Source organism: Arsenicicoccus bolidensis DSM 15745 (assembly GCF_000426385.1).
Classification (GTDB): domain Bacteria; phylum Actinomycetota; class Actinomycetes; order Actinomycetales; family Dermatophilaceae; genus Arsenicicoccus; species Arsenicicoccus bolidensis.
Genome location: NZ_AUFG01000025.1, coordinates 23,725 through 43,648, shown reverse-complemented (window position 1 = coordinate 43,648; position 19,924 = coordinate 23,725). Strand labels below are relative to the sequence as shown.

16 protein-coding genes and 2 pseudogenes are annotated in these 19,924 nt (G+C 69.7%); 14 read left to right on the top strand and 4 right to left on the bottom strand.

The genetic code is table 11. From position 1 onward, the window contains the following. Window positions 1-11 precede the first annotated feature (11 nt). The 7 genes from K313_RS0113425 to K313_RS23600 all read left to right on the top strand — a co-directional run bounded on the left by K313_RS0113425 (window position 12) and on the right by K313_RS23600 (window position 7,262). Window positions 12-1,373, top strand: coding sequence for an extracellular solute-binding protein (locus K313_RS0113425; RefSeq protein ID WP_029212033.1), 1,362 nt, complete (start codon window positions 12-14; stop codon window positions 1,371-1,373). 3 nt (window positions 1,374-1,376) lie between these two features. After that, window positions 1,377-2,294, top strand: coding sequence for a carbohydrate ABC transporter permease (locus K313_RS0113420; RefSeq protein WP_029212032.1), 918 nt, complete (start codon window positions 1,377-1,379; stop codon window positions 2,292-2,294). Further along, the gene (locus tag K313_RS0113415; RefSeq protein WP_029212031.1) at window positions 2,291-3,091 is read left to right on the top strand and encodes a carbohydrate ABC transporter permease; all 801 of its coding nucleotides are present in this window, start codon (window positions 2,291-2,293) and stop codon (window positions 3,089-3,091) included. Before K313_RS0113420 ends, K313_RS0113415 begins: the two co-directional genes overlap by 4 nt. A gap of 30 nt (window positions 3,092-3,121) precedes the next feature. Beyond that, on the top strand, window positions 3,122-5,962 hold the full coding sequence (locus tag K313_RS0113410) for a sugar-binding protein (protein ID WP_029212030.1): 2,841 nt from the start codon (window positions 3,122-3,124) through the stop codon (window positions 5,960-5,962). Window positions 5,963-6,144: 182 nt separating this feature from the next. Continuing rightward, on the top strand, window positions 6,145-6,414 hold the full coding sequence (locus tag K313_RS0113405) for a hypothetical protein (protein ID WP_156911399.1): 270 nt from the start codon (window positions 6,145-6,147) through the stop codon (window positions 6,412-6,414). A 50-nt stretch (window positions 6,415-6,464) separates the two neighbouring features. Next, window positions 6,465-6,965: a MucR family transcriptional regulator gene (locus K313_RS24900; protein WP_084412836.1), complete on the top strand. Its 501-nt coding sequence runs from the start codon at window positions 6,465-6,467 to the stop codon at window positions 6,963-6,965. Window positions 6,966-7,103: 138 nt separating this feature from the next. Then, the gene (locus K313_RS23600; RefSeq protein WP_156911397.1) at window positions 7,104-7,262 is read left to right on the top strand and encodes a hypothetical protein; all 159 of its coding nucleotides are present in this window, start codon (window positions 7,104-7,106) and stop codon (window positions 7,260-7,262) included. A gap of 559 nt (window positions 7,263-7,821) precedes the next feature. Here the strand turns inward: K313_RS23600 and K313_RS23115 are convergent. Next, window positions 7,822-8,046 (bottom strand): annotated as a pseudogene (locus tag K313_RS23115) (integrase core domain-containing protein); the annotation flags it as partial. 196 nt (window positions 8,047-8,242) lie between these two features. Then, window positions 8,243-8,563, bottom strand: a pseudogene (locus tag K313_RS23595) (transposase); the annotation flags it as partial. 814 nt (window positions 8,564-9,377) lie between these two features. Here K313_RS23595 and K313_RS0113375 point away from each other — a divergent pair. Both K313_RS0113375 and K313_RS24265 read left to right on the top strand, forming a co-directional pair. Continuing rightward, window positions 9,378-11,015 carry an IS1634 family transposase gene (locus K313_RS0113375; protein ID WP_029212027.1) on the top strand — a complete coding sequence of 546 codons (1,638 nt, stop codon included), beginning with the start codon at window positions 9,378-9,380 and terminating at the stop codon, window positions 11,013-11,015. 517 nt (window positions 11,016-11,532) lie between these two features. Further along, window positions 11,533-11,727 carry a transcriptional regulator gene (locus K313_RS24265; RefSeq protein WP_205621868.1) on the top strand — a complete coding sequence of 65 codons (195 nt, stop codon included), beginning with the start codon at window positions 11,533-11,535 and terminating at the stop codon, window positions 11,725-11,727. 16 nt (window positions 11,728-11,743) lie between these two features. Here K313_RS24265 and K313_RS0113365 read toward each other — a convergent pair whose 3' ends face one another. After that, window positions 11,744-12,484 carry a GntR family transcriptional regulator gene (locus tag K313_RS0113365; protein ID WP_029212025.1) on the bottom strand — a complete coding sequence of 247 codons (741 nt, stop codon included), beginning with the start codon at window positions 12,482-12,484 and terminating at the stop codon, window positions 11,744-11,746. Between the two features lie 144 nt (window positions 12,485-12,628). Between K313_RS0113365 and iolC the strand changes: the two genes are divergently transcribed. From iolC to K313_RS0113345, 4 genes are all read left to right on the top strand, one after another. Next, the gene (gene iolC, locus K313_RS0113360) at window positions 12,629-13,639 is read left to right on the top strand and encodes a 5-dehydro-2-deoxygluconokinase (RefSeq protein WP_029212024.1); all 1,011 of its coding nucleotides are present in this window, start codon (window positions 12,629-12,631) and stop codon (window positions 13,637-13,639) included. Next, window positions 13,639-14,601, top strand: a complete 963-nt coding sequence (locus K313_RS0113355) for a Cgl0159 family (beta/alpha)8-fold protein (RefSeq protein ID WP_029212023.1) — start codon at window positions 13,639-13,641, stop codon at window positions 14,599-14,601. Before iolC ends, K313_RS0113355 begins: the two co-directional genes overlap by 1 nt. Continuing rightward, window positions 14,598-15,494 (top strand): 5-deoxy-glucuronate isomerase, encoded by an 897-nt coding sequence (gene iolB, locus K313_RS0113350; protein ID WP_029212022.1) that lies wholly within the window; start codon window positions 14,598-14,600, stop codon window positions 15,492-15,494. The genes K313_RS0113355 and iolB overlap by 4 nt, the downstream gene beginning before the upstream one ends. Before the next feature lie 120 nt (window positions 15,495-15,614). Then, on the top strand, window positions 15,615-17,114 hold the full coding sequence (locus K313_RS0113345; protein WP_029212021.1) for a CoA-acylating methylmalonate-semialdehyde dehydrogenase: 1,500 nt from the start codon (window positions 15,615-15,617) through the stop codon (window positions 17,112-17,114). A gap of 612 nt (window positions 17,115-17,726) precedes the next feature. On the opposite strand, the gene K313_RS0113340 is transcribed toward K313_RS0113345, so the two are convergent. Next, entirely contained in the window at window positions 17,727-18,596 is an 870-nt protein-coding gene (locus K313_RS0113340; protein WP_029212020.1) for a TIM barrel protein, read from the bottom strand. A gap of 367 nt (window positions 18,597-18,963) precedes the next feature. Between K313_RS0113340 and K313_RS0113335 the strand changes: the two genes are divergently transcribed. Then, window positions 18,964-19,914 carry a TIM barrel protein gene (locus tag K313_RS0113335; RefSeq protein WP_029212019.1) on the top strand — a complete coding sequence of 317 codons (951 nt, stop codon included), beginning with the start codon at window positions 18,964-18,966 and terminating at the stop codon, window positions 19,912-19,914. The last annotated feature ends 10 nt before the right edge of the window (window positions 19,915-19,924 follow it).

Genomic DNA, 19,924 nt, shown 5'->3' with positions numbered 1-19,924 from the left:
AAGGAGTCAGCATGAATCGCAAGGCATGTGCGGCCGTGGTCGCGGTCGCCGGGACGGCCCTCGCGGCCTGCGCACCGGGCTCGTCCGGCTCCGGCGGGAGCACGGAGTCGTCCCAGAGCACCGAGCGCGCGGTCAAGACCGACGCCGCCCAGCTCGGCGACGTCACCCTCACGGTGTGGGACCAGGAGGTCCGCGGCGGCGGCAACGCCCAGATGACCAAGAACGTCGCGAGCTTCCAGGCGAAGTACCCCAACATCAAGATCAAGCGCGTCTCCCGGTCGTTCGACGACCTGTCCAAGACGCTGCGCCTGGCCCTGTCCGGCAACGACGCCCCCGACATCGTGCAGGCCAACAACACGCGCTCGCAGATGGGCCAGTTCGTCAAGGCGGGTCAGCTGATCCCGCTCGACCCGTGGATGAAGGCCTACGGCTGGGACAAGCGCTACAGCCAGTCGCTGCGCTCGGTCGTCTCCTACTCGCCGGACGCCAAGACCTTCGGCTCCGGCAACCTCTACGGCCTGCCGCAGGTCGGCGAGGTCGTCGGCGTCTACGTCAACAAGGACAAGCTCGCCAAGGCCGGCGTCCAGAAGCCCACCGACTGGGCGGGCTTCGAGTCCTCGCTGGCAACGCTCAAGGGCAAGGGCGAGGTGCCGCTGATGCTGGGCAACCTCGACAAGTGGCCGGCCGTGCACGTCTTCGGCGTCGTGCAGGGGCAGAACGTCAAGGCCGACGAGATCCGCAAGCTCGGCTTCGGCAACGCCGGCGCCTCGTGGACCTCCGACGGCAACAAGAAGGCCGCGTCGACCCTGGTCGACTGGGTCGACAAGGGCTACCTCAACCAGGGCTTCAACGGCCAGGGCTACGACCCGGCCTGGCAGGCCTTCACCAAGGGGCAGGGCGCCTACCTGATCGCCGGCACCTGGCTGCAGGCCGACATCTCCAAGGCCATGGGCGACAAGGTCGAGTTCATGCTGCCGCCGCCCGCGCAGGCCGGCGGGACGACCTACACCACCGGCGCCTCGGGCCAGCCCTTCGCGATCACCAACAAGGCCAAGAACCCCGACGCCGCAGCGGCGTTCATCAACCACATCACCACCCCCGAGGCGATGAAGGTCATCGCCGAGACCGAGAACCTGCCGGTCGTGGACACGGCGGCCCAGAAGGCCCCCAACGCCCTCGGCCAGCAGGTCTTCACGGCCTTCGACACGACGACCAAGAACGACGGCCTGCTGCCCTACCTCGACTGGGCGACGCCCACGATGAGCGACACCATCGGCGCCGCGCTCCAAGACATGCTCGCCAAGAAGGCCACCCCCGACCAGACCCTCGAGAAGCTCCAGAAGGACTACTCGGACTTCACCTCCAAGGGCTGATCGATGGCCTCGAGCTCCTCGTCCCGCAGGCTCTCCCGACGGTCCGGTGGACCGCCGGGAGAGCCGCGGGCGATCGCCTGGGCGTATGTCGCCCCCGGGTTGCTGGTGTACGCCGCGTTCCTGCTCTACCCGTTGGTGCGATCGATCCAGATCTCCTTCTACGACTGGGACGGGCTGACGCTCGGCACGTGGGTCGGGCTCGACAACTACGTCAAGGTCGTCCAGGACGAGGGGCTGCGCGCGGCGTTCACGCACGCCCTGGTGCTCATGCTCTTCTTCGCGGTGGTCCCGCTCGCCGTCGGGCTGCTGCTCGCGGCGATCCTCAACCGCGCCAAGGTCCGTGGCCTCGGGTTCTTCCGCACGGTCGTGTTCCTGCCGCAGGTCGTCGCGATGGTCGTCGTGGCCGTGGCGTGGCGACGCATCTACGCCCCCGACGGAACGCTGAACGCGCTGCTGCAGGCGGTCGGCCTGGACGGCCTGACCCGGGCCTGGCTCGGCGACTACGCCCTGGCGCTGCCCGCGGTGGGCTTCGTGGGCACGTGGTTCGAGACCGGCCTGGTCACCGTGCTGATGCTCGCGGGGATGGGCCAGATCGACAAGGAGCTCTACGAGGCCGCCCGCCTCGACGGCGCCGGCCCGGTCCGCGAGTTCTTCTCGATCACCCTGCCCGCCGTGCGCGGCGAGATCTCGGTCGCGCTGACGCTCACGGTCATCGCGGCCCTCAAGACCTTCGACCTCGTCTACGTCACCACCAAGGGCGGCCCCGGCAACCAGACCAGCGTCCCGTCCTACGAGGTCTACCACCAGGCCTTCGAGCTGGGGCAGGTCGGCCTCGCCAGCGCGATCGGGGTGAGCCTGACGATCGTCATCTTCGTCATCTCGTTCCTGATCACCCGTCTCGTCGAGCGAGGTGACGCATGAGGATCTCCCGCGGCGAGCAGATCGCCAACTACGTCATCCTGGGGCTGTTCTCGCTGTTCGCCCTCTATCCCATCCTCACCATCGTCGTGGCGGCGTTCGGCCATGACGAGGGCGCTCCCGGCGGGCCCGCCAACTTCGTCACCGCCTGGGACGTGGGGCACTTCGCGACATACATGCGCACCTCGCTGCTGGTCTCGCTGATCGTCGTGGTGGTGGCCACGCTGCTGTCGATCATGTCCGGCTATGCCCTGGGCGCCATGCGGTTCCGCGGGTCGACGGTGCTCTTCTACGTCTTCCTGCTCGGCATCATGATGCCCGCCGAGGCGATCGTGGTCCCGCTCTACTTCGACCTGCGCAGCCTGGGCCTGACCGACACGATCTGGGCGATCGTGCTGCCGCAGATCGCGCAGTCGGTGGCCTTCGGGACCTTCTGGCTGCGCACCTACTTCCGCTCCTCGAGCCGCTCCATCGTGGAGGCCGCGCGCCTCGACGGCGCCTCGACCTGGCGGATCCTGTGGCAGGTCCTCGTGCCCCTGGCCCGACCCGCCATCACCACCCTGCTCGTCCTCAGCTTCATGTGGACGTGGAACGAGTTCCTCATCCCGCTGGTCATGGTCACCGACGACGGGCTGCGCACCGCGCCGCTCGGCCTCGCGTTCTTCCAGGGCCAGTACACCCAGGGCTTCACCCTGCTCGCCGCCGGTGCCGTGCTCGTCGCGCTGCCGGTGGTCATCGCCTACCTCTTCCTGCAACGCCACTTCATCGCCGGGATGCTCGAGGGCGCCGTCCGCGAGTAGTCCGGCTCCAACCCCCAGAAGGAGCACGGCATGGCACCACATCCCGCGGGACGTCGACGAGGACGCGCCGCACTCACCGCCCTGGCCGCCGTCACGGCAGCCCTCACGGCCGGCACCACGGCCATCGGCAGCGCGGTCGCCGCCCCCTCGGACGACCACGCTGACGCTCGCTCCGACGCTCGCTCCGACGCTCGCAACGGCAGCCTCCAGGCCTTCGCCCGCGGCCCCGGCCAGCAGGTCCGGGACACGTCCATCGGCGCCCCGGTGGACCTCGGCCTCCTCTACGTCGGGGCCCACCCCGACGACGAGGCCGGCACCCTGTCCACGCTCGGGCTCTGGCGCCAGCGGTATGGCGTGAAGAGCGGCGTGGTCACCGTCACGCGCGGGGAGGGTGGCGGCAACGCCGCCGGACCCGAGGAGGGCCCGGCGCTCGGGCTCCTGCGCGAGGCCGAGGAGCGCAAGGCCGTCGGCAAGGCCGGCATCACCAACATCTACAACCTGGACAAGGTCGACTTCTACTACACCGTCTCCGAGCCGCTCACCGCCAAGGTGTGGGGGCACGACGACACCCTGGCCCGGACCGTCCGGGTGATCCGCCAGACCCGGCCCGAGGTGCTGATGACCATGGACCCGGCACCGTCGCCGGGCAACCACGGCAACCATCAGGAGGCCGCGCGCCTCGCCGTCGAGGCCTACCGCGCCGCGGGCGACCCCGGCCGCTTCCCCGAGCAGATCACCAAGGAGGGGCTCAAGCCGTGGGCGCCTTCGCGGCTGCTGACCCGATCCTTCGCCGGCACCTCGTCCACCGGCCCGACCTGCGGCTCGACGCTGGCGCCGCGGGACGCGACGCGTGACGTCTACGGCGTGTGGGGCGGCGAGCGCGCCCCCGACGGCCGCACCTGGGCCGCCGTGGAGCGCGAGGCCCAGCGGCAGTACGTCACCCAGGGCTGGGGCGGCTTCCCCGACGTGCCGACCGACCCGACCAAGATCGGCTGCGACACCATGACGCAGATCGAGTCGCGGGTGCCGATCCCCGAGCCGGGGTCCGCCGCCGCGACGGCCGCCGACGGCGCCATCGCCGGGGCGCTCACCCGTCCCGCCGGCGCCCTGCCGCTCGGCACCGGCGCCATCCTCACCACCGACCAGGCCGACATCCAGCCCGGCGGCCGGGTCACCGGCACGCTGACGGTGACCGCTCCGGCCAAGCAGGCCCTCACGGGTCTGCGGGCGCAACCGGTCCTCCCGGCCGGGTGGGCGGTGCAGGCCGGCACCGTGCCGGCCCGCGTGGCGGCCGGTAGGTCGGTGCAGGTGCGCTTCACCCTGACCGCGCCGAGCGGTGCGGCCACGGGCGCGCGCTCGCGCCTCGCGGTGCGCCTCACGTCGGCCCAGGGCAGCGGCTACGTCGACCGCTCGATCCTCGTCGCCCCGGCCGTCACCGCCCACCAGCAGTGGCTGCCCCAGGTCGACCAGTTCGAGGCCTGGACCCGCGAGGCCCAGGTGCCCCAGCTGAGCGGCACCGTCGCCCCTGTGCTCACCGTGGCCAGCGGCGGGCGGCGCGACATACCGGTCGTGGTCACCAACTCCTCCAGCAGCACCCAGTCCGGCCAGGTGACCCTCAAGCCCCCGGCAGGCTTCTCCGTCGCCCCGGCCGGCCGGGCCTACGGGCCGCTCGCACCCGGGGCCAGCGCCACGGTCACCTTCACCGTGACCAACACCGACGCGACCCTCAAGACGGGCGCGCCCGGAGGCGACTACGCCTACACCCTCGAGACGACCAGCTCGACGGGCACGGCCAGCACCCCGCAGGCGCTCGAGCTCGTCCCGCAGACCGTCGCGGCCAAGGCCAGGCCCACCCTCGACGGCGTCGTCACGCCGGGTGAGTACGGCGGACCGGCCCTGGACATCTCGCGCGTGTGGGAGGGCACGGCCTGCGACTCGGCCGCCGACTGCTCCGGCCAGGCCTGGGTGAGCTGGGACGCCGACACGCTCTACGTCGCGGCCAAGGTCGTGGACGACACCAAGGGCACGGCGCTCGCGACCAACGACTGCAAGCGCCACTGGCGCACCGACTCCCTGGAGATCGCGATCGACCCGCGCGGCACCTCGGAGAACACGTCGACGACCTTCAAGGCGGCGATCCTGCCGTTCACCGCGGAGGGGCCGGCGTGCGGTCTGCGCGACGCCGACAACCACCAGGGCCCGGCTGCCTCGACGGCTCCCGGGATGACGTGGTCCGTCAAGGTCAACGAGCCCTACACCGGCTACACCGCGGAGGTCGCCATCCCGATGAGCGAGCTGCCGTCCGCGATCGACCCGGCGCGCCTGGGGCTCAACGTCCTTCCTTACGACTCGGACACGCAGGACAAGACCGGTCAGACCCGCATCGGCTGGTCCGTCTGGGGCGGCGTGCAGGGCGACCCCTACCGCTGGGGCCAGGTCCGGCTCGACGGCTACGTGCCGCCGGCCGGTCGCTCGACCACGCCCAAGGAGCCGGTGATCCCGCTCGAGGCGCTGTCCTCGCTCGACTCGCCGCAGTCCGTGGCCCAGGCCGTCGTCGACAACGTCGCCCTCGCGGGTGGTCCGTCGGCGACCCTGCGCACCGGTGGCTGGATCGAGTCGGTGCGACCGGCGTATGGCGAGGCCGTGGTCACCGTGCGTGCGGCGCGCGCCGGCGTGGCCCACGTCTCGCTGATGGACGCCTCTGGCGTGCTCGGCCGCCGGACCGTCGAGGTGCCCGGTCGCGGGACGCTCGCGGTGCGGGTGCCGGTCACGCGCCCGGCTGTCGGCACGCCGACCGCGCTCGTGGGCTGGGACGGCCCGGGTGAGACCACCCTGTCGTCGTCCGTGACGCCCTCTCGGTCCGGCCGGTAGTCGTTTGTGGTGCAGGGGCACCCACCGATCGGTGGGTGCTCCTGCGCTACGACCAGCAGGGTCTGGACGCTACAACGAGCAGGCAAGTAGGCATGCGTCCGGTTCGCGTCGGAGGTGGATGGCATCGACTATTGCGCCGTAGCCCCCGCACAGTGTGGCGATGGATTGGCGGGGACACACCCGTGCCCGGCAGCGTTGCTGCCGAGGTCGAAACCTTGGAGGACTACACCGCCCGTGCCGTCGGCCGGGTCGTCGACGAGCTGCGCAGCGCTCGTGACCCGGGGCTGGCCATCTACGACGAGGCCGACCCCGAGTGGAGCGACCTGGTCGAGTCGCTGCAGTTCGAGCGGCCCGTGCCGGCCCGCTGGTGGCGGATGGTGGTGGCGCGGGCGGTGCACGAGGTGCCGGGCGTGCAGATCCGCTCCGTGCGCGACGTGCGGATTGATGGGTGATCACGCAGGTGCCAAACGCATCGGCAGGCAGCGCCCGGTCGTGGTGCCGGATGACTTGTGGGCCGCGATCGCCGCCATCGGCACCCGTGACGGCGTCTCTGGGAGCGTCGTCGTCCGGAACGCGTTGCGGCACTATGTGGAGCTCCCGGCCGAGCAGACCCGGCAGATCACCGATGGGCGGCACGCCACCTCGTGCACGGTGCCCGGGTGCGAGGGAACGCACGCCGCTGGCGGGCCTGTGCCGGCTGCACTACTCGCGCAAGCGCCGCGGTCGCGGCCTGACGGATGATCAACCGGCGCCCGGGTCGCCGTCTGGCCACGGCCGATACGGTCTCCTGGACGATGATGGCGACGCCGCCCTGTGCCTCGAGTGCGGTCTGCGGCGCGCTGCGCTCGGCTACCACGTGCAGGTCGCGCACCAGTTGACCGCGCGGGAGTACAAGCTCCGTCACGGGCTGCCTCTCGGCGCCGGTTTGACGTCGGCCGGCGTGCGCGAAGCGATGTCCGTGAGCGCGCGGGAGAGGGTTGGTACGCCAGGGTGGCGGCTATAGGCGGCCCGAGACCGTCAGGCGGCTAGCGCCGCCCGTGACGAGGAATCTCTGCGTTCACCCGCGACGCTGCGCCGGCCCGTCGGGCGCCGGGCGCGCGTGTAGTGCGACGCGTGTCTGTCGGAGGCTGGCCGTAAGGCTATGGAGCAGCATCACGTCGAGGCGGCCGCCGCCAGAGCCGGTCGAGACGCGCAGATCCTGGAGCTGTGGGAGCAGGGCCAGACGAAAGCGGAGATGGGGCGAACCGTCGGGATGACCGCTCAAGGCGTCGGATACGCGCTGCGCCGCCTGGGGCAGTGAAGGGGCCGTCCACGGACGGCGGTAGCTGTCGTGACCGCCACGGGGGGTGAGGTCCATGTGGGTGATTCTTCGTTTACCCTGGTTGACGGGTCTGGGATTGGTCTCAAAGGCTGGACCCGTGGGCTTAGGCGTTGCTCTCGCAGGAGGGTGCATCGCAGGAGTAGCCGCGGAAGGAATTGGCAACTACATCGATGGAGAAAGAACATCGGGAGGAGACTTCGCCTTGTCATGCGCAAGCGGTGCGGCTGCGGGTTTCATAGGCCGCGCGGTCGGAAAGTTTGGCAAGAGCACAGGAGGATACGACTAGACATGGGGGTTTTCCTAGTCTTGGCCGCCCTTGGGATTATGGTCATGTTCAAGGCGGTGATCTCCTGGAGCAACGACAAGTGGTCAGTATGGCCGGTGTTGGCTTCGATGCTATACACGAGCTTGATGCTGGTTGGATATTTCTTCACGCAGTAGCCCGCCAAAGTTCCTCGATTGTGCCCATGCCTCACCGGGTCACTTCAGCGTGCTGACGGCAAGGTGGGTGAACCGCCTGATGTCTTTGCCGCTCGCATGCGGGCTGCGGCTCGGGGTTGAGGGCAGCGTAGTGGGCGATCTCGTACTCGGTCGGGGGAACGTAGCCCAGCGCGCTGCGCAGGCGCCGGTGGTTGTAACAGCTGACCCATCCGGCGGTGGCATACTCGACGTTGCCAACGGTCTTGTACGGCCCGGCGTGGAAGATCGTCGTGCGGATCCACTCGGTCTTGTACAGGCCGTTGATGCACTCCGTCAGGGCGTTGAGTCCCCTATGTCAAGCAGCGTGCGGAAGGGTCTGCCCGGGTTTGGTTGACAGGTCAACCAAACCCGGGGCTGACCCCGGCACGGTCCAACTGGTCTGAGGTGTACTGGCAGCCGAGGTCGGCGTGGAAGATGACCCCGGTCGTGTCGCGGAGCCTGTCAATTTGTCTGTGTAAATGGAATGGTTCTCAATGGGTTTAGAGGTGGGCGGTGAAGCGGCCGGGGTAGATGAGGGCGAGCTCGCCCGGGGCGGCTTTCCAGTCGTGGACGGTGGATCCTTCGACGAGGCGGCCGCTGGCTTTGCGTTGGTCGCGGGGTTTGCCGGCTTCCTTGGCGCGTTCTCGGGCTCGGCGGTCCTCGATGTTGCGGATGGCCAGCTACAACAACTTGATGACGGCCGTGTCGGAGGGGAAGTGGCCGCGGGTCTTGATGATCTTGCGCAGCTGGTGGTTCAACGACTCGATCGAGTTCGTCGTGTAGATCACCTTGCGGACCGCCGGCCCGAACGCCACGATAGGGGCAATGCCTGATGTTTGAGATCACCGCGTTCGAACTGATTGTACTAGTGGCTGTTCTATCTGTGCTAGTAATTTTGATTCGATAGAGAATTGGCCACCTACGCTCACGGGACTCCACTGAAGTTGACACCACCCGTGTCGACAGAATCAATCGACAGTAGACCTAGATTCGAAAGTGGTCGCGTACACCTCAAATAGTCATCGAATTCAGAGAGTGTACGCGGCCACTCATTCCGGTGGGGGGGCTGCTGCACCTACCGCCCGGGCTCTCGGTTACGCTCACGGCCTTGCGTCTGGTCGCGCATCCGGTGGGCGTAGGTGCGTGTCCCGAGGTTCGTCGCGCGGGCTGTCAGGCCGCGCCGTAGGGCCGCGTGGGGTCCGTTCGGGTAACTCGCCGCCCTCCGTAATCCACCGGTCGCGAGGAGGGGCTTTTGGCTCACCAGCTCGCGCACGCCGACGCACGGTGCTGGGGGATGGGGTACACCCCATCGATACCGCCCCAGCGGCACCGCCGTTGCAGGGCAGATAGGGTCCACCTCGCATTTCCCCCACGGTGGGGGTCGCCTCTAGCGGCATAGGGCAGTCTGGGCAGGTCGTCGGGTACCCCCCGCGTGTCGAGGGCGGCGAGGGCGGTGGCGTTGTCGTTCGTGAACGGCGGCGCTGTCGTGGCAGACGACGTCATCGACCCTCAGCAACGGGGCCCTGACTTTGGACAGGTAGTGCGGGATCTGGAGGTGACGGACCGCTGACCTGTGGTGATTTCCTGGGGGTTGGGCAGTTTCACGCACTAACTGGGTGCGTCTAGCCTCCTGGTGTGGCGTTCATCAGGCGGGTGCGGACGAAGTCGGGGGCGACGGCCGTGCAGGTCGCCGAGTACGCCGCTGGGCGTCAGCGGATCCTCAAGCACGTCGGTTCGGCGCACACCGAGGCCGAGCTCGGGGTGCTGCTGGCCCGGGCCGGTGAGCTGCTGGATGACCGCGACCAGGGCGTCCTGGAGCTGGGGGTGGAACCGAGCCCGCCCTCGGCGGCGCTGGTGGCGCCGGCTCCTGAGCCGGTGCTGCTCAACCCGTCGCCTGCGTCTGGGCTGGCGGTACGCACCGGTCCGGGGCGGGTGGTGGGTACGGACAGCCGGGTGCTGTTCGAGGCCCTCGCCGCGGTGTACGCCCAGCTGGGGTTCGGCGTGCTCGAGGACGAGGTGTTTGCCGCCCTGGTGCTGGCCCGGGTCGTGGAGCCGACCTCGCTGCTGGACGCCGCCCGGGTGCTGGCCGATCTGGGTCAGGAGGCTGCCAGCTACAAGACGATGGGGCGCACCCTGACCCGCGCCAGGGAACGCGGATACCGCGACCAGGTCGCCACGGCCTGCTTCGAGCAGGCGGTGACCAGCGGTGACGTCTCGCTGGTCATGTACGACGTCACCACCTTGTACTTCGAGGCCGAGAAGGAGGACGACCTGCGCAAGGTCGGCTTCTCCAAGGAACGCCGGGTCGACCCGCAGATCGTCGTCGGGCTGCTGGTCGACCGCAACGGCTTCCCGCTGGAGATCGGCTGCTTCGAGGGCAACAAAGTCGAGACCTCCACGATCGTGCCGATCATCGAGGCGTTCCAGGCCCGGCACGACCTGGCTGACATGGTCGTGGTCGCCGACGCTGGGATGCTCTCGGCGACCAACCTGTGCCAGCTCGACGAGGCCAACCTACGGTTCATCGTCGGCTCCCGGGTGACCAAGGCCCCGATCGACCTCGCCTCCCACTTCCGCTGGCACGGGGACGCATTCACCGACGGGCAGGTCATCGACACCACCACGCCGCGAACCGGCCGCAACAGCGACAACGATGTCAAGGTCCGCGCCGAGCCCTCGTGGGACCCCGACGAGCACGCGGCCTCCTGGCGGGCGGTGTGGGCCTACTCGGCCAAGCGTGCCGCGCGCGACCACAAGACCCTCACCCTGCAGGAGAACCGGGCCAAGGCCGTCATCGCCGGGGAGAAGGCCGCCCGCACGCCACGATTCGTGAAGAAGAAGAACGGCGGGGCCACCGTGCTCGACGAGGCGTCCCTGGCCAGAGCCCGGCGGCTGGTCGGGCTGAAGGGCTACGTCACCAACATCCCTGCCACGGTCATGCCTGCCGGCGAGGTGATCTCCTCCTACCACGACCTGTGGCACGTCGAGGCCTCGTTCCGGATGTCCAAGACAGACCTCAAGGCCCGGCCGCTGTTCGCCAGGAAACGTGACGCGATCGAGGCGCACCTGACCATCGTCTTCACCGCCCTGGCGGTGTCGCGCGAGGTCCAGAACCGCACCGGCTTGGCCATCCGCGACGTCGTCCGCCAGCTCCGCCGGCTGCGCTCAGCCACCATCGCGATCAACGCCACCAGCCAGACCTTCCCGCCCCAGATCCCCGCCGACAAGCAGGCCATCCTCAAGGCCATCCACCGGGGCGGGCTCACGCACTAACGAAATGACCAAACTCGGGTCGTGGCAGACGACGTCATCGACCCTCAGCAACGGGGCCCATGACTGAAGATTGTCGTCAGGCGCGACACCCCGCCAGGGTTCGTCTTGGGGAGCTTTGCTATTCACTGCGCATGATCTTTGGACCGCAGGACGCTACAAGATGGTGGTTCGCGGATCATAGGCGTGGCCGGTCTCGTTCTGCTCTTCGTCGCTGCTGCGATCCGCAACTCCGCCGATCCCTCCGACAATGCGTCGATGCTCCGGGTGAGGCCACCGACCTCTCCGTCTGCCTGATTGTCCTCAGTGGTGGGAGACCAGCCTTGATCATGGGCGAGCTGTTGGCGGGGGATGCCGAGGATGACCCCGCGACTGCACGGCGGTCCAAAACAGTCATGTGCGGCACGATCACCTGTTCCATCGTTGCAGCAGTAGTCGTGAGTCTCTGACATCGGACGTGAGGGGGGGGCGAGCCACCCGCTCATCCGGTCTTCGATCAGACGGGAGCCAGGTCATGGAGGTGACCGCCGAAGTATCCAGGTCCGGCGCCTGGTGGGCGGTCGAGGTGCCTGAGGTGCCGGGTGCGTTCACCCAGGCCGAGCGCCTCGATCAGGTCGAGGCCGCGGTGGTCGACGCGGTCCGGACGAGGCGTGAGTGTGACGACCTCGCCGTCACCGTGACGGTGGCGCACTGGTCGACGCGAGCGCGATCCTGAGGTGCGGCCCCGCGGGTCAGCGTTCGTGCACGGTGATGTCGAAGGCGTACTGGTCGGCGCGGTAGCAGTGGTCGCCGAACTCCACGGCCACGCCGTCGCCGGCATACGCCTTGCGGGTCATGGTGAGCAGGGGGTCGGACTTGGCGAGCTCGAGCAGCTTGCGCTCGCGGCCGCCGGGGGAGCGGGCGCCGATGGTCTGCTGAGCGACGACCATCTTGGCGCCGCGGTCGCGCAGCAGCTCGTAGAGGCTGTGCTCGGTCAGCTCGGCCTCGGTGATGTCGGCGAAGCGCGGCGGCAGCCAGTTGTGGAGCAGCGCCAGGGGGATGTCGCCGGCATAGCGCAGCCGCTCGATGGAGAGCATGGGCGTGTCGGAGGGCAGGCCGAGTGCCTCGGCCGCGCGCTCGCTGTAGGCCTCTGCGTCATACGAGAGCACCTTGGTGATCGGGGCCCGGCCGGAGCGCTGGAGGTCCTCGTAGAGGGAGGTGAGCTCGTCACGGCGGTGGATGACCTCGTTGGCCACCGTCGTGCCGATGCCGCGGCGGCGCACCAGCAGGCCGCGGGCGACCATCTCGCCGATGGCGCGGCGCACCGTGGGGCGGGACAGGTCGAGGCGCTCGGCGAGGGACAGCTCGTTCTCGAACGCGTCGCCGGGCTTGAGCGCGCCACCCTCGATCGCCGCCGTGAGCTGTTGCGCGAGCTGGTGGTACAACGGCACCGGGCTCGTGCGGTCGATCATCACGGGGAGCTGAATGGTCACAGTCCGTGATGGTAATAGCAATATGTCAAAGTGTCACCAACTCACTAAAGTCCGTTTGTCCTAACAAACCTTGACAGGGTTGCGAGCGCTGAGGCAGGCTGGGCGTGTTCCCACCGACGTGACACCGACGCACAAGGGATTGTGATGGCTGACGCACCCTCCGACGCGACGAGCGCCGAGCGGCCCCAGCGGGCCGACGGGCCCGAGCCGTTCGACGTGCTGACCATCGGACGGGTCGGCATCGACATCTATCCCCACCAGATCGGGGTGGGGCTGGAGGACGTCGAGACGTTCGGCAAGTTCCTCGGCGGCAGCGCCACCAACGTGGCCGTGGCCGGCGCCCGGCACGGCCACCGCTCCGCCGTCATCACCCGCACCGGGGACGACCCCTTCGGGCGGTTCGTGCACCGCGAGCTGCTGCGCCTCGGCGTCGACGATCGCTTCGTCACCCCCGTCGAGGGCCTGCCGACCCCGGTGACCTTCTGCGAGATGTTCCCGCCGGACGACTTCCCGCTCTACTTCTACCGCTACCCCCAGGCGCCGGACCTCGTGATGCAGGCCGACGAGATGCCGCTCGACGCCATCACGGACGCGCGCATCTTCTGGGCCACGGTGACCGGGCTGTCGCACGAGCAGAGCCGCGACGCCCACCACGCCGCCTGGGCTGCCCGCGACCGGCGCACCCACACCGTGCTCGACCTCGACTACCGCCCGATGTTCTGGCCCGACGAGGCCACCGCCACGCGCGAGGTCGAGGCCGTGCTCGACCGCTGCACCGTCGCCGTCGGCAACCGCGAGGAGTGCCGGGTCGCGGTCGGCGAGGAGGACCCCGAGCGCGCCGCGGACGCCCTGCTCGAGCGCGGCATCGAGCTCGCCGTCGTCAAGCAGGGACCCAAGGGCGTGCTGGCCAAGACCCGCGACGAGCGCGTCGAGGTCCCGCCGATCCTCATGGACGTGGTCAACGGGCTCGGGGCCGGCGACGCCTTCGGGGGCGCCTTCTGCCACGGACTGCTCCAGGGCTGGGGGCTCGAGCGCATCCTGCGGTTCGCCAACGCCGCGGGCGCCCTCGTCGTCGGACGGCTCGAGTGCTCCACCGCCATGCCCACGCCCGCCGAGGTCGAGCAGCTGCTCGCCGAACGCCGAGGAGGCCAGTGATGGACCGCGTCAGCGTCGACGTCCGCGCCCTCACCACGACCCGCCTGCGCGAGCCCGAGCGCATCGACCACCTGTGGGCCGCCCGCCGGCGCCGCCCCCTCGTCGGGGACGACGGCCGCCTGCTCCTGGTCGCCTGCGACCACCCGGCTCGCGGCGCCCTCGGGGTCCGCGACGACGGTATGGCGATGGCCAGCCGCTCCGACACGCTGGAGCGCCTCGCCACGGCCCTGTCACGCCCCGGCGTCGACGGCGTGCTCGGCACCCCCGACGTCCTCGAGGACCTGCTCCTGCTCGGCCTGCTCGACGACGTGGTCGTCGTCGGCTCCATGAACCGCGGTGGCCTGCAAGGCGCGTCGTTCGAGCTCGACGACCGGTTCACGGCCTACGCCGCCGCCGACCTGGCCCGACGCGGGCTGGACGGCGGCAAGATGCTGACCCGCGTCGACCTCGCCGACGAGGGCACGGCGGCGACCCTGACGGCCAGCGCCCGCGCCGTGACGGAGCTCGCCGACGCCGGGCTCATGGCGATGGTCGAGCCGTTCTGGTCCTCGCGGGGCGCGCACGGGCGGGTGGTCAACCACCTCGACCCCGACTCGGTGATCCGGTCCGTCCACGTCGCCGCGGGTCTGGGCGCCACGAGTGCCCGCACCTGGCTCAAGCTGCCGGTCGTCGACGACATGGCCCGCGTCCTGGACGCCTCGACCATGCCGGCGCTGCTCCTCGGCGGTGACCCCACCGCCGACCCCGAGCAGACCTACGCCACCTGGGCGGACGCCCTCACCTGCCCCAGCGCGGCCGGCCTCGTCGTGGGCCGCGCCCTGCTCTACCCACCCGACGGGGACGTCGCCGCCGCGGTCGACGTCGCCGCGCACCTCGTCCACGGCGACCCCGCCCGCAGCCACCCCGCCCCTGGAAGCAACCCTGTCCCCGGCAGGCACGCACTCACTGGAGGAGCACGATGAGCGACTGGTTCAAGCCCGCCACCACCACCGGTGACGACGACTACCACGTGCGGATCCGACCGGGCGACCCCGGCTGGACGCACACGGGTCTGCTCGTCGCCGACCTCGAGCCCGGCGAGTCCCGCGAGGTCGCCACCGGCGAGCACGAGTTCGTCGTCGTGCCGCTCGCCTGCGAGGCGGCGGTCGTCGAGACGGGCGGTTCGGCATACGAGCTGGAGGGTCGACCCTCGGTCTTCGCCGGACCGGCGGACTGCCTGTATGTCGGGCGCGACGCCACCTTCACCGTCACCGCGCCGCAGGGTGGGCGGATCGCCCTGTGCCACGCGACCGCGCGGACGTCGTTCCCCGTGAAACATCTCCGCAAGGCCGACATCCCCGTCGAGCTGCGCGGGGCCGGGCAGGCCAGCCGTCAGGTGCAGAACTTCGGCACCCCGGACGTCCTGGACGCCGACTCGATCATCGCCTGCGAGGTCGTCACGCCCGCCGGCAACTGGTCGTCCTACCCGCCGCACAAGCACGACGAGGAACGCTCGGGCAAGGAGACGGCGCTCGAGGAGATCTACTACTTCGAGATGCAGACCGAGCGTGGCGGCGGCCCGGGCCGTGACGGGGGCGCAGGCGCTCCGGACCCGATCGGCTACCAGCGCGTCTACGGCACCGACGACCGCCCGATCGACGTGCTGGCCGAGGTCCGCTCCGGCGACGTGGTGCTCGTGCCGCACGGCTGGCACGGGCCGGCGATGGCACCGACCGGCTACGACATGTACTACCTCAACGTCATGGCCGGGCCCGGCGACGAGCGCGCCTGGCTCATCTGCGACGACCCCTCCCACGCCTGGGTGCGCGGCACCTGGGACGCCCAGTCCGTCGACCCCCGCCTCCCCTACTCCTGACCTACCCCCGGTAAAGGCATCGACCGGCCTTCGTTCGCCAGGCTGATGCCTTTACCCCCGGCGGGTCTGCACCCCGCACCCAGCTTCCCGTCATACGGCATCGAGCAAAGGACCACTCCCATGACCACGCGCATCACCCACCTCATCGGCCACTCCTCGTGGGAGGGCACGGCCGAGCGCACCTCCGAGGTCTACAACCCCGCCACCGGCGAGGTCACCGGCACCCTCGACCTGGCCAGCAAGGCGCTCGTCGACGAGGTCGTCGCCCAGGCCGCCGAGGCCGCCAAGGAGTGGGGCCAGACCTCCATCGCCAAGCGCACCCGGGTGCTGTTCGCCTTCCGCGAGCTGCTGGAGTCGCGCAAGGGTGAGATCGCCAAGGCCATCGTCGCCGAGCACGGCAAGACCTATCCGGACGCCGTCGGCGAGATCAACCGCGGCCTCGAGGTCGTCGAGTTCGCCTGCGGCATCGGCCACATCATGAAGGGCGGCTACTCCGAGAACGTCTCGACCAAGATCGACGCCTACTCGATCCTGCAGCCGCTCGGCGTCGTCGGCGTCATCAGCCCGTTCAACTTCCCGGCGATGGTGCCGCTGTGGTTCGTGCCCGTCGCGATCGCCTGCGGCAACGCCGTCGTGATCAAGCCCTCCGAGAAGGACCCGACCGCCACCGGGCTCATCGCCGACCTGTGGCGCGAGGCCGGCCTGCCCGACCACGTCATGAACGTCGTCCACGGCGACAAGGAGGCCGTCGACGCGCTGCTCGACAACACCGACGTGAAGTCGATCTCCTTCGTCGGGTCGACGCCGATCGCGCGCTACGTCTACGAGCGCGGCGTCGCGGCCGGCAAGCGCGTGCAGGCCCTCGGCGGCGCCAAGAACCACATGCTCGTCCTGCCCGACGCCGACCTCGACCTGGCCGCGGACGCGGCGGTCAACGCCGGTTTCGGTGCGGCCGGTGAGCGCTGCATGGCGATCTCGGCGCTGCTGGCCGTCGACTCGGTCGCGGACGAGCTCATCGCCAAGATCAAGGAGCGCATGGCCACCCTCACGACGGGTGAGGGCAACGGCGAGGGCGTCGACATGGGGCCCCTGGTCACCAAGGCGCACCTCGACAAGGTCCGCGGCTACGTCGACGCGGGGGTCGCCGAGGGCGCCGAGCTCGTCGTCGACGGGCGGGACGGCGAGTGGGTCGGCGGGAGCAAGGACGGGTTCTTCCTGCTGCCGACGCTGTTCGACAAGGTCACGCCGTCGATGTCGATCTACACCGACGAGATCTTCGGCCCCGTGCTGTCGGTCGTGCGGATCGAGTCGTATGACGAGGGCCTGCAGCTCATCAACGACAACCCGTTCGGCAACGGCACGACGATCTTCACCAACGACGGGGGTGCCGCGCGGCGCTTCCAGAACGAGGTGCAGGTCGGGATGGTCGGCATCAACGTGCCGATCCCGACGCCGATGGCCTACTACTCCTTCGGCGGGTGGAAGAACTCGCTGTTCGGCGACACGCACGCGCATGGGATGGAGGGCGTCCACTTCTTCACCAAGACCAAGGCCGTCACGGCGCGCTGGCTCGACCCGTCGCACGGCGGCCTCAACCTCGGCTTCCCCCAGAACGACTGACCTACCTCAGGCAGTCACATCGACCTGGGTTGGCACCCCAGGTCGATGTGTCCAACCCAGGCGGATCCTGCCGCTCATGCCGTATGCCGAGGCGCCCGACCCCACGCGGGGCGGGCGCCTCGCGCGGTGCGGGATCCCGTCGCCCGACACGGGCCAGAGCACCGCAGGACCAGAGCGCAAGAGGGCGCAGCGCCAGAGTGGTCGCAGATCCGACATCAGCGGCGGTCTGATGTCGGATCTGCGACCACTCTGGCGGCCCGTCCTCGGGGACCCGCTGAGCGCCCCGGCACTGGGGAGGTTCGGTGTCGCCAGGGCAGCACCAAACCTCCCCAGCGATGGGGTGGCCCCGCGCAAGGGAGCGGGACCGAGATCGGGGCGGGTTCTGGTGGTCAGGGCAACCAGAAGTGGCCCCGATCTTCGCTCGCCCTCCGCCATTGGTCACCATTGGCGTTGTGGATCGTTCAACAGGGCCGCCCTGACGCCATTGGTGACCAACGATCGGGGTTCGGGGAACCCTTGACGCCATTGGGGCCAACGGTCGGGGTTGGGGGAGCCCCTGACGCCATGGGTGACCAACGGCGGGGGTGGGGGTGACCGGACTGGTGGCGGGGGTCAGGCGAGGAGCTTCTCGACATACTCCCGGTTGATGCGGGCCGCGTCCTTGGGGTGCTTGTGCGTGGTGTCCTGCTCGAGCACGATCCACCCGTCGTAGCCGTGGTCGCCGAGCCACCGCACGACCCCCGCGATGTCGACGAGGCCGTCCCCGAGCTCGGGGAAGATGATGCCGCGCAGCGCGTCGCCGAAGCTCCACTGCTCGTCCTGGGCGCGGCGCAGCACCTCGGGGTCGACGTCCTTGAGGTGGACGTGCGCGACGCGGTCGCCATAGGTGGGCAGGAAGTCGAGGGCGTCGCCGCCGCCGTACTTGAGGTGGCCCACGTCGAGGCACCAGCCGACCTTGGCGGGGTCCGTCTCGTCGAGGAAGCGGCGCGTCTCGGCGGCGGTCTCGACATAGGTGCCGACGTGGTTGTGCAGGACGACGCGCATGCCCATGGGCTCGAGCAGATCCGCGAGGTGGGCGAGGCCGTCGGCGAGGTTGCGCCACTGCTCGTCCGTCAGGCCGCGAGCCTCGTCGACGTGACCGGCCTCGGCGTCCCGGCGGTCGTCGCCGAGCTCGGCCGCCACCAGGATCGATCCGCCGGCGGCCTTGACGCGCTCGGCCACGGCCAGGGCCGCGGCGTCGGCCTCGTCCCAGCGCTCGCGATCGCGGTAGCCCAGGCGCACGAACGCCCCCACCATCTCCAGCCCCCGCCGTGACATCTCCGAGCGCACGACGGCGGGGTCGTCCGGCATACCGGGGCCCCACTCCGTCGCGACGTAGCCCGCCTCGACCATCTCGTCCATCATCTGGCCGGGCGCGGTGTAGGGCCGGAAGTCCGGGATGTCCCCGTTGTTCCAGTTGCAGGGGGCGGTGGCGATCCTCATCGATGCGCTCCTTGGTCGGTCGGGTCGAGTCGAGCTGGCCGTATGGCGACTTTGCTCTGACATTCTGACATCACGTCGTCCTCGCGTCGATGCCACCCCCCTGCCGAGGGATCCGTGGGTCCAACTCGGGCGGATGTGCCTACCTGAGGTAGGTCTATCGCCTGGCGTGCCAACCCGGGCCGATGTGACTACCTGAGGTAGGTCTGTCGGCCTGGCGTGCCAACCCGGGTGGATGTGACTACCTGAGGTAGGGGTTTGATCTATTGACAGGACATAGGCGCCTGGCTAGCGTGAGGCGCACGGGTGCGAGACGGCGCCCGCGTCAACGACGACACGACACCGGGCCGCATCCCGGGGAGGACAGCTCATGGCCGAGAACCCGTCCCGCACCGACAAGTCGCGCAACACCAGCGACCCTCGCTACTCCAGGCTCACCATCGGCGTCTGCCCCGACCAGTGGGGCGTGTGGTTCCCGGAGGACCCCAAGCAGATCCCGTGGGAGAAGGCCCTCGACGAGATGGCCGAGGCCGGCTTCTCGGTGATGGAGACGGGGCCGTTCGGCTACTTCCCGACCGACCCGAAGCGTCTCGCCGACGAGATGGCCAAGCGCGGCTTCCGCGTCGTCGCCGGCACGGGCTGGGGGATCCTGCACAAGGCCGAGGCCTGGGCCGACACCGAGCGGACCTTCCGCGCGATCGGGGAGACGCACGCCGCCGTCGGCGCGGAGTATGTCGTCCACCTGCCCCCCATGTTTCGCGACGAGAAGACCGGCAACTTCACCGACGAGCGCACCCTCACGGGCGAGGCGTGGGACCTCTACGTCACCAACGCCGACCGCCTCGGCCGGATGATGAAGGAGGACTACGGCCTGCAGATGGTGCTGCACCCGCACGGCGACTCCCACATCGAGACGCCGCAGGACATCGACCGCATCTTCCAGGCCACCGACCCGAGCTATGTCGGCTTCTGCCTCGACACCGGCCACATCGTCTACGGCCAGGGCGACTGCGTCGACCTCATCAACCGCTACCCCGAGCGCATCTCCTACGTCCACAGCAAGGCGATGGACCCCGAGATCGTCAAGCAGGCGCACGACGACGACTGGCCGTTCGTGGCCGCCGTCAACAAGGGCGTCTCGGTGGCCCCGCCGGAGGGCGAGCCGCACATGCCGACCCTGATCGACGCCCTCGCCGGCCTCGACAAGGACCTCTACGTCATCTGCGAGCAGGACATGTACGGCTGCGACCCGTCCTACCCCCTGCCCAACGCCATCGCGACGCGCGAGTACCTCGCGTCCTGCGGCCTCGGCCTCAGGTAGCGCGCACCAG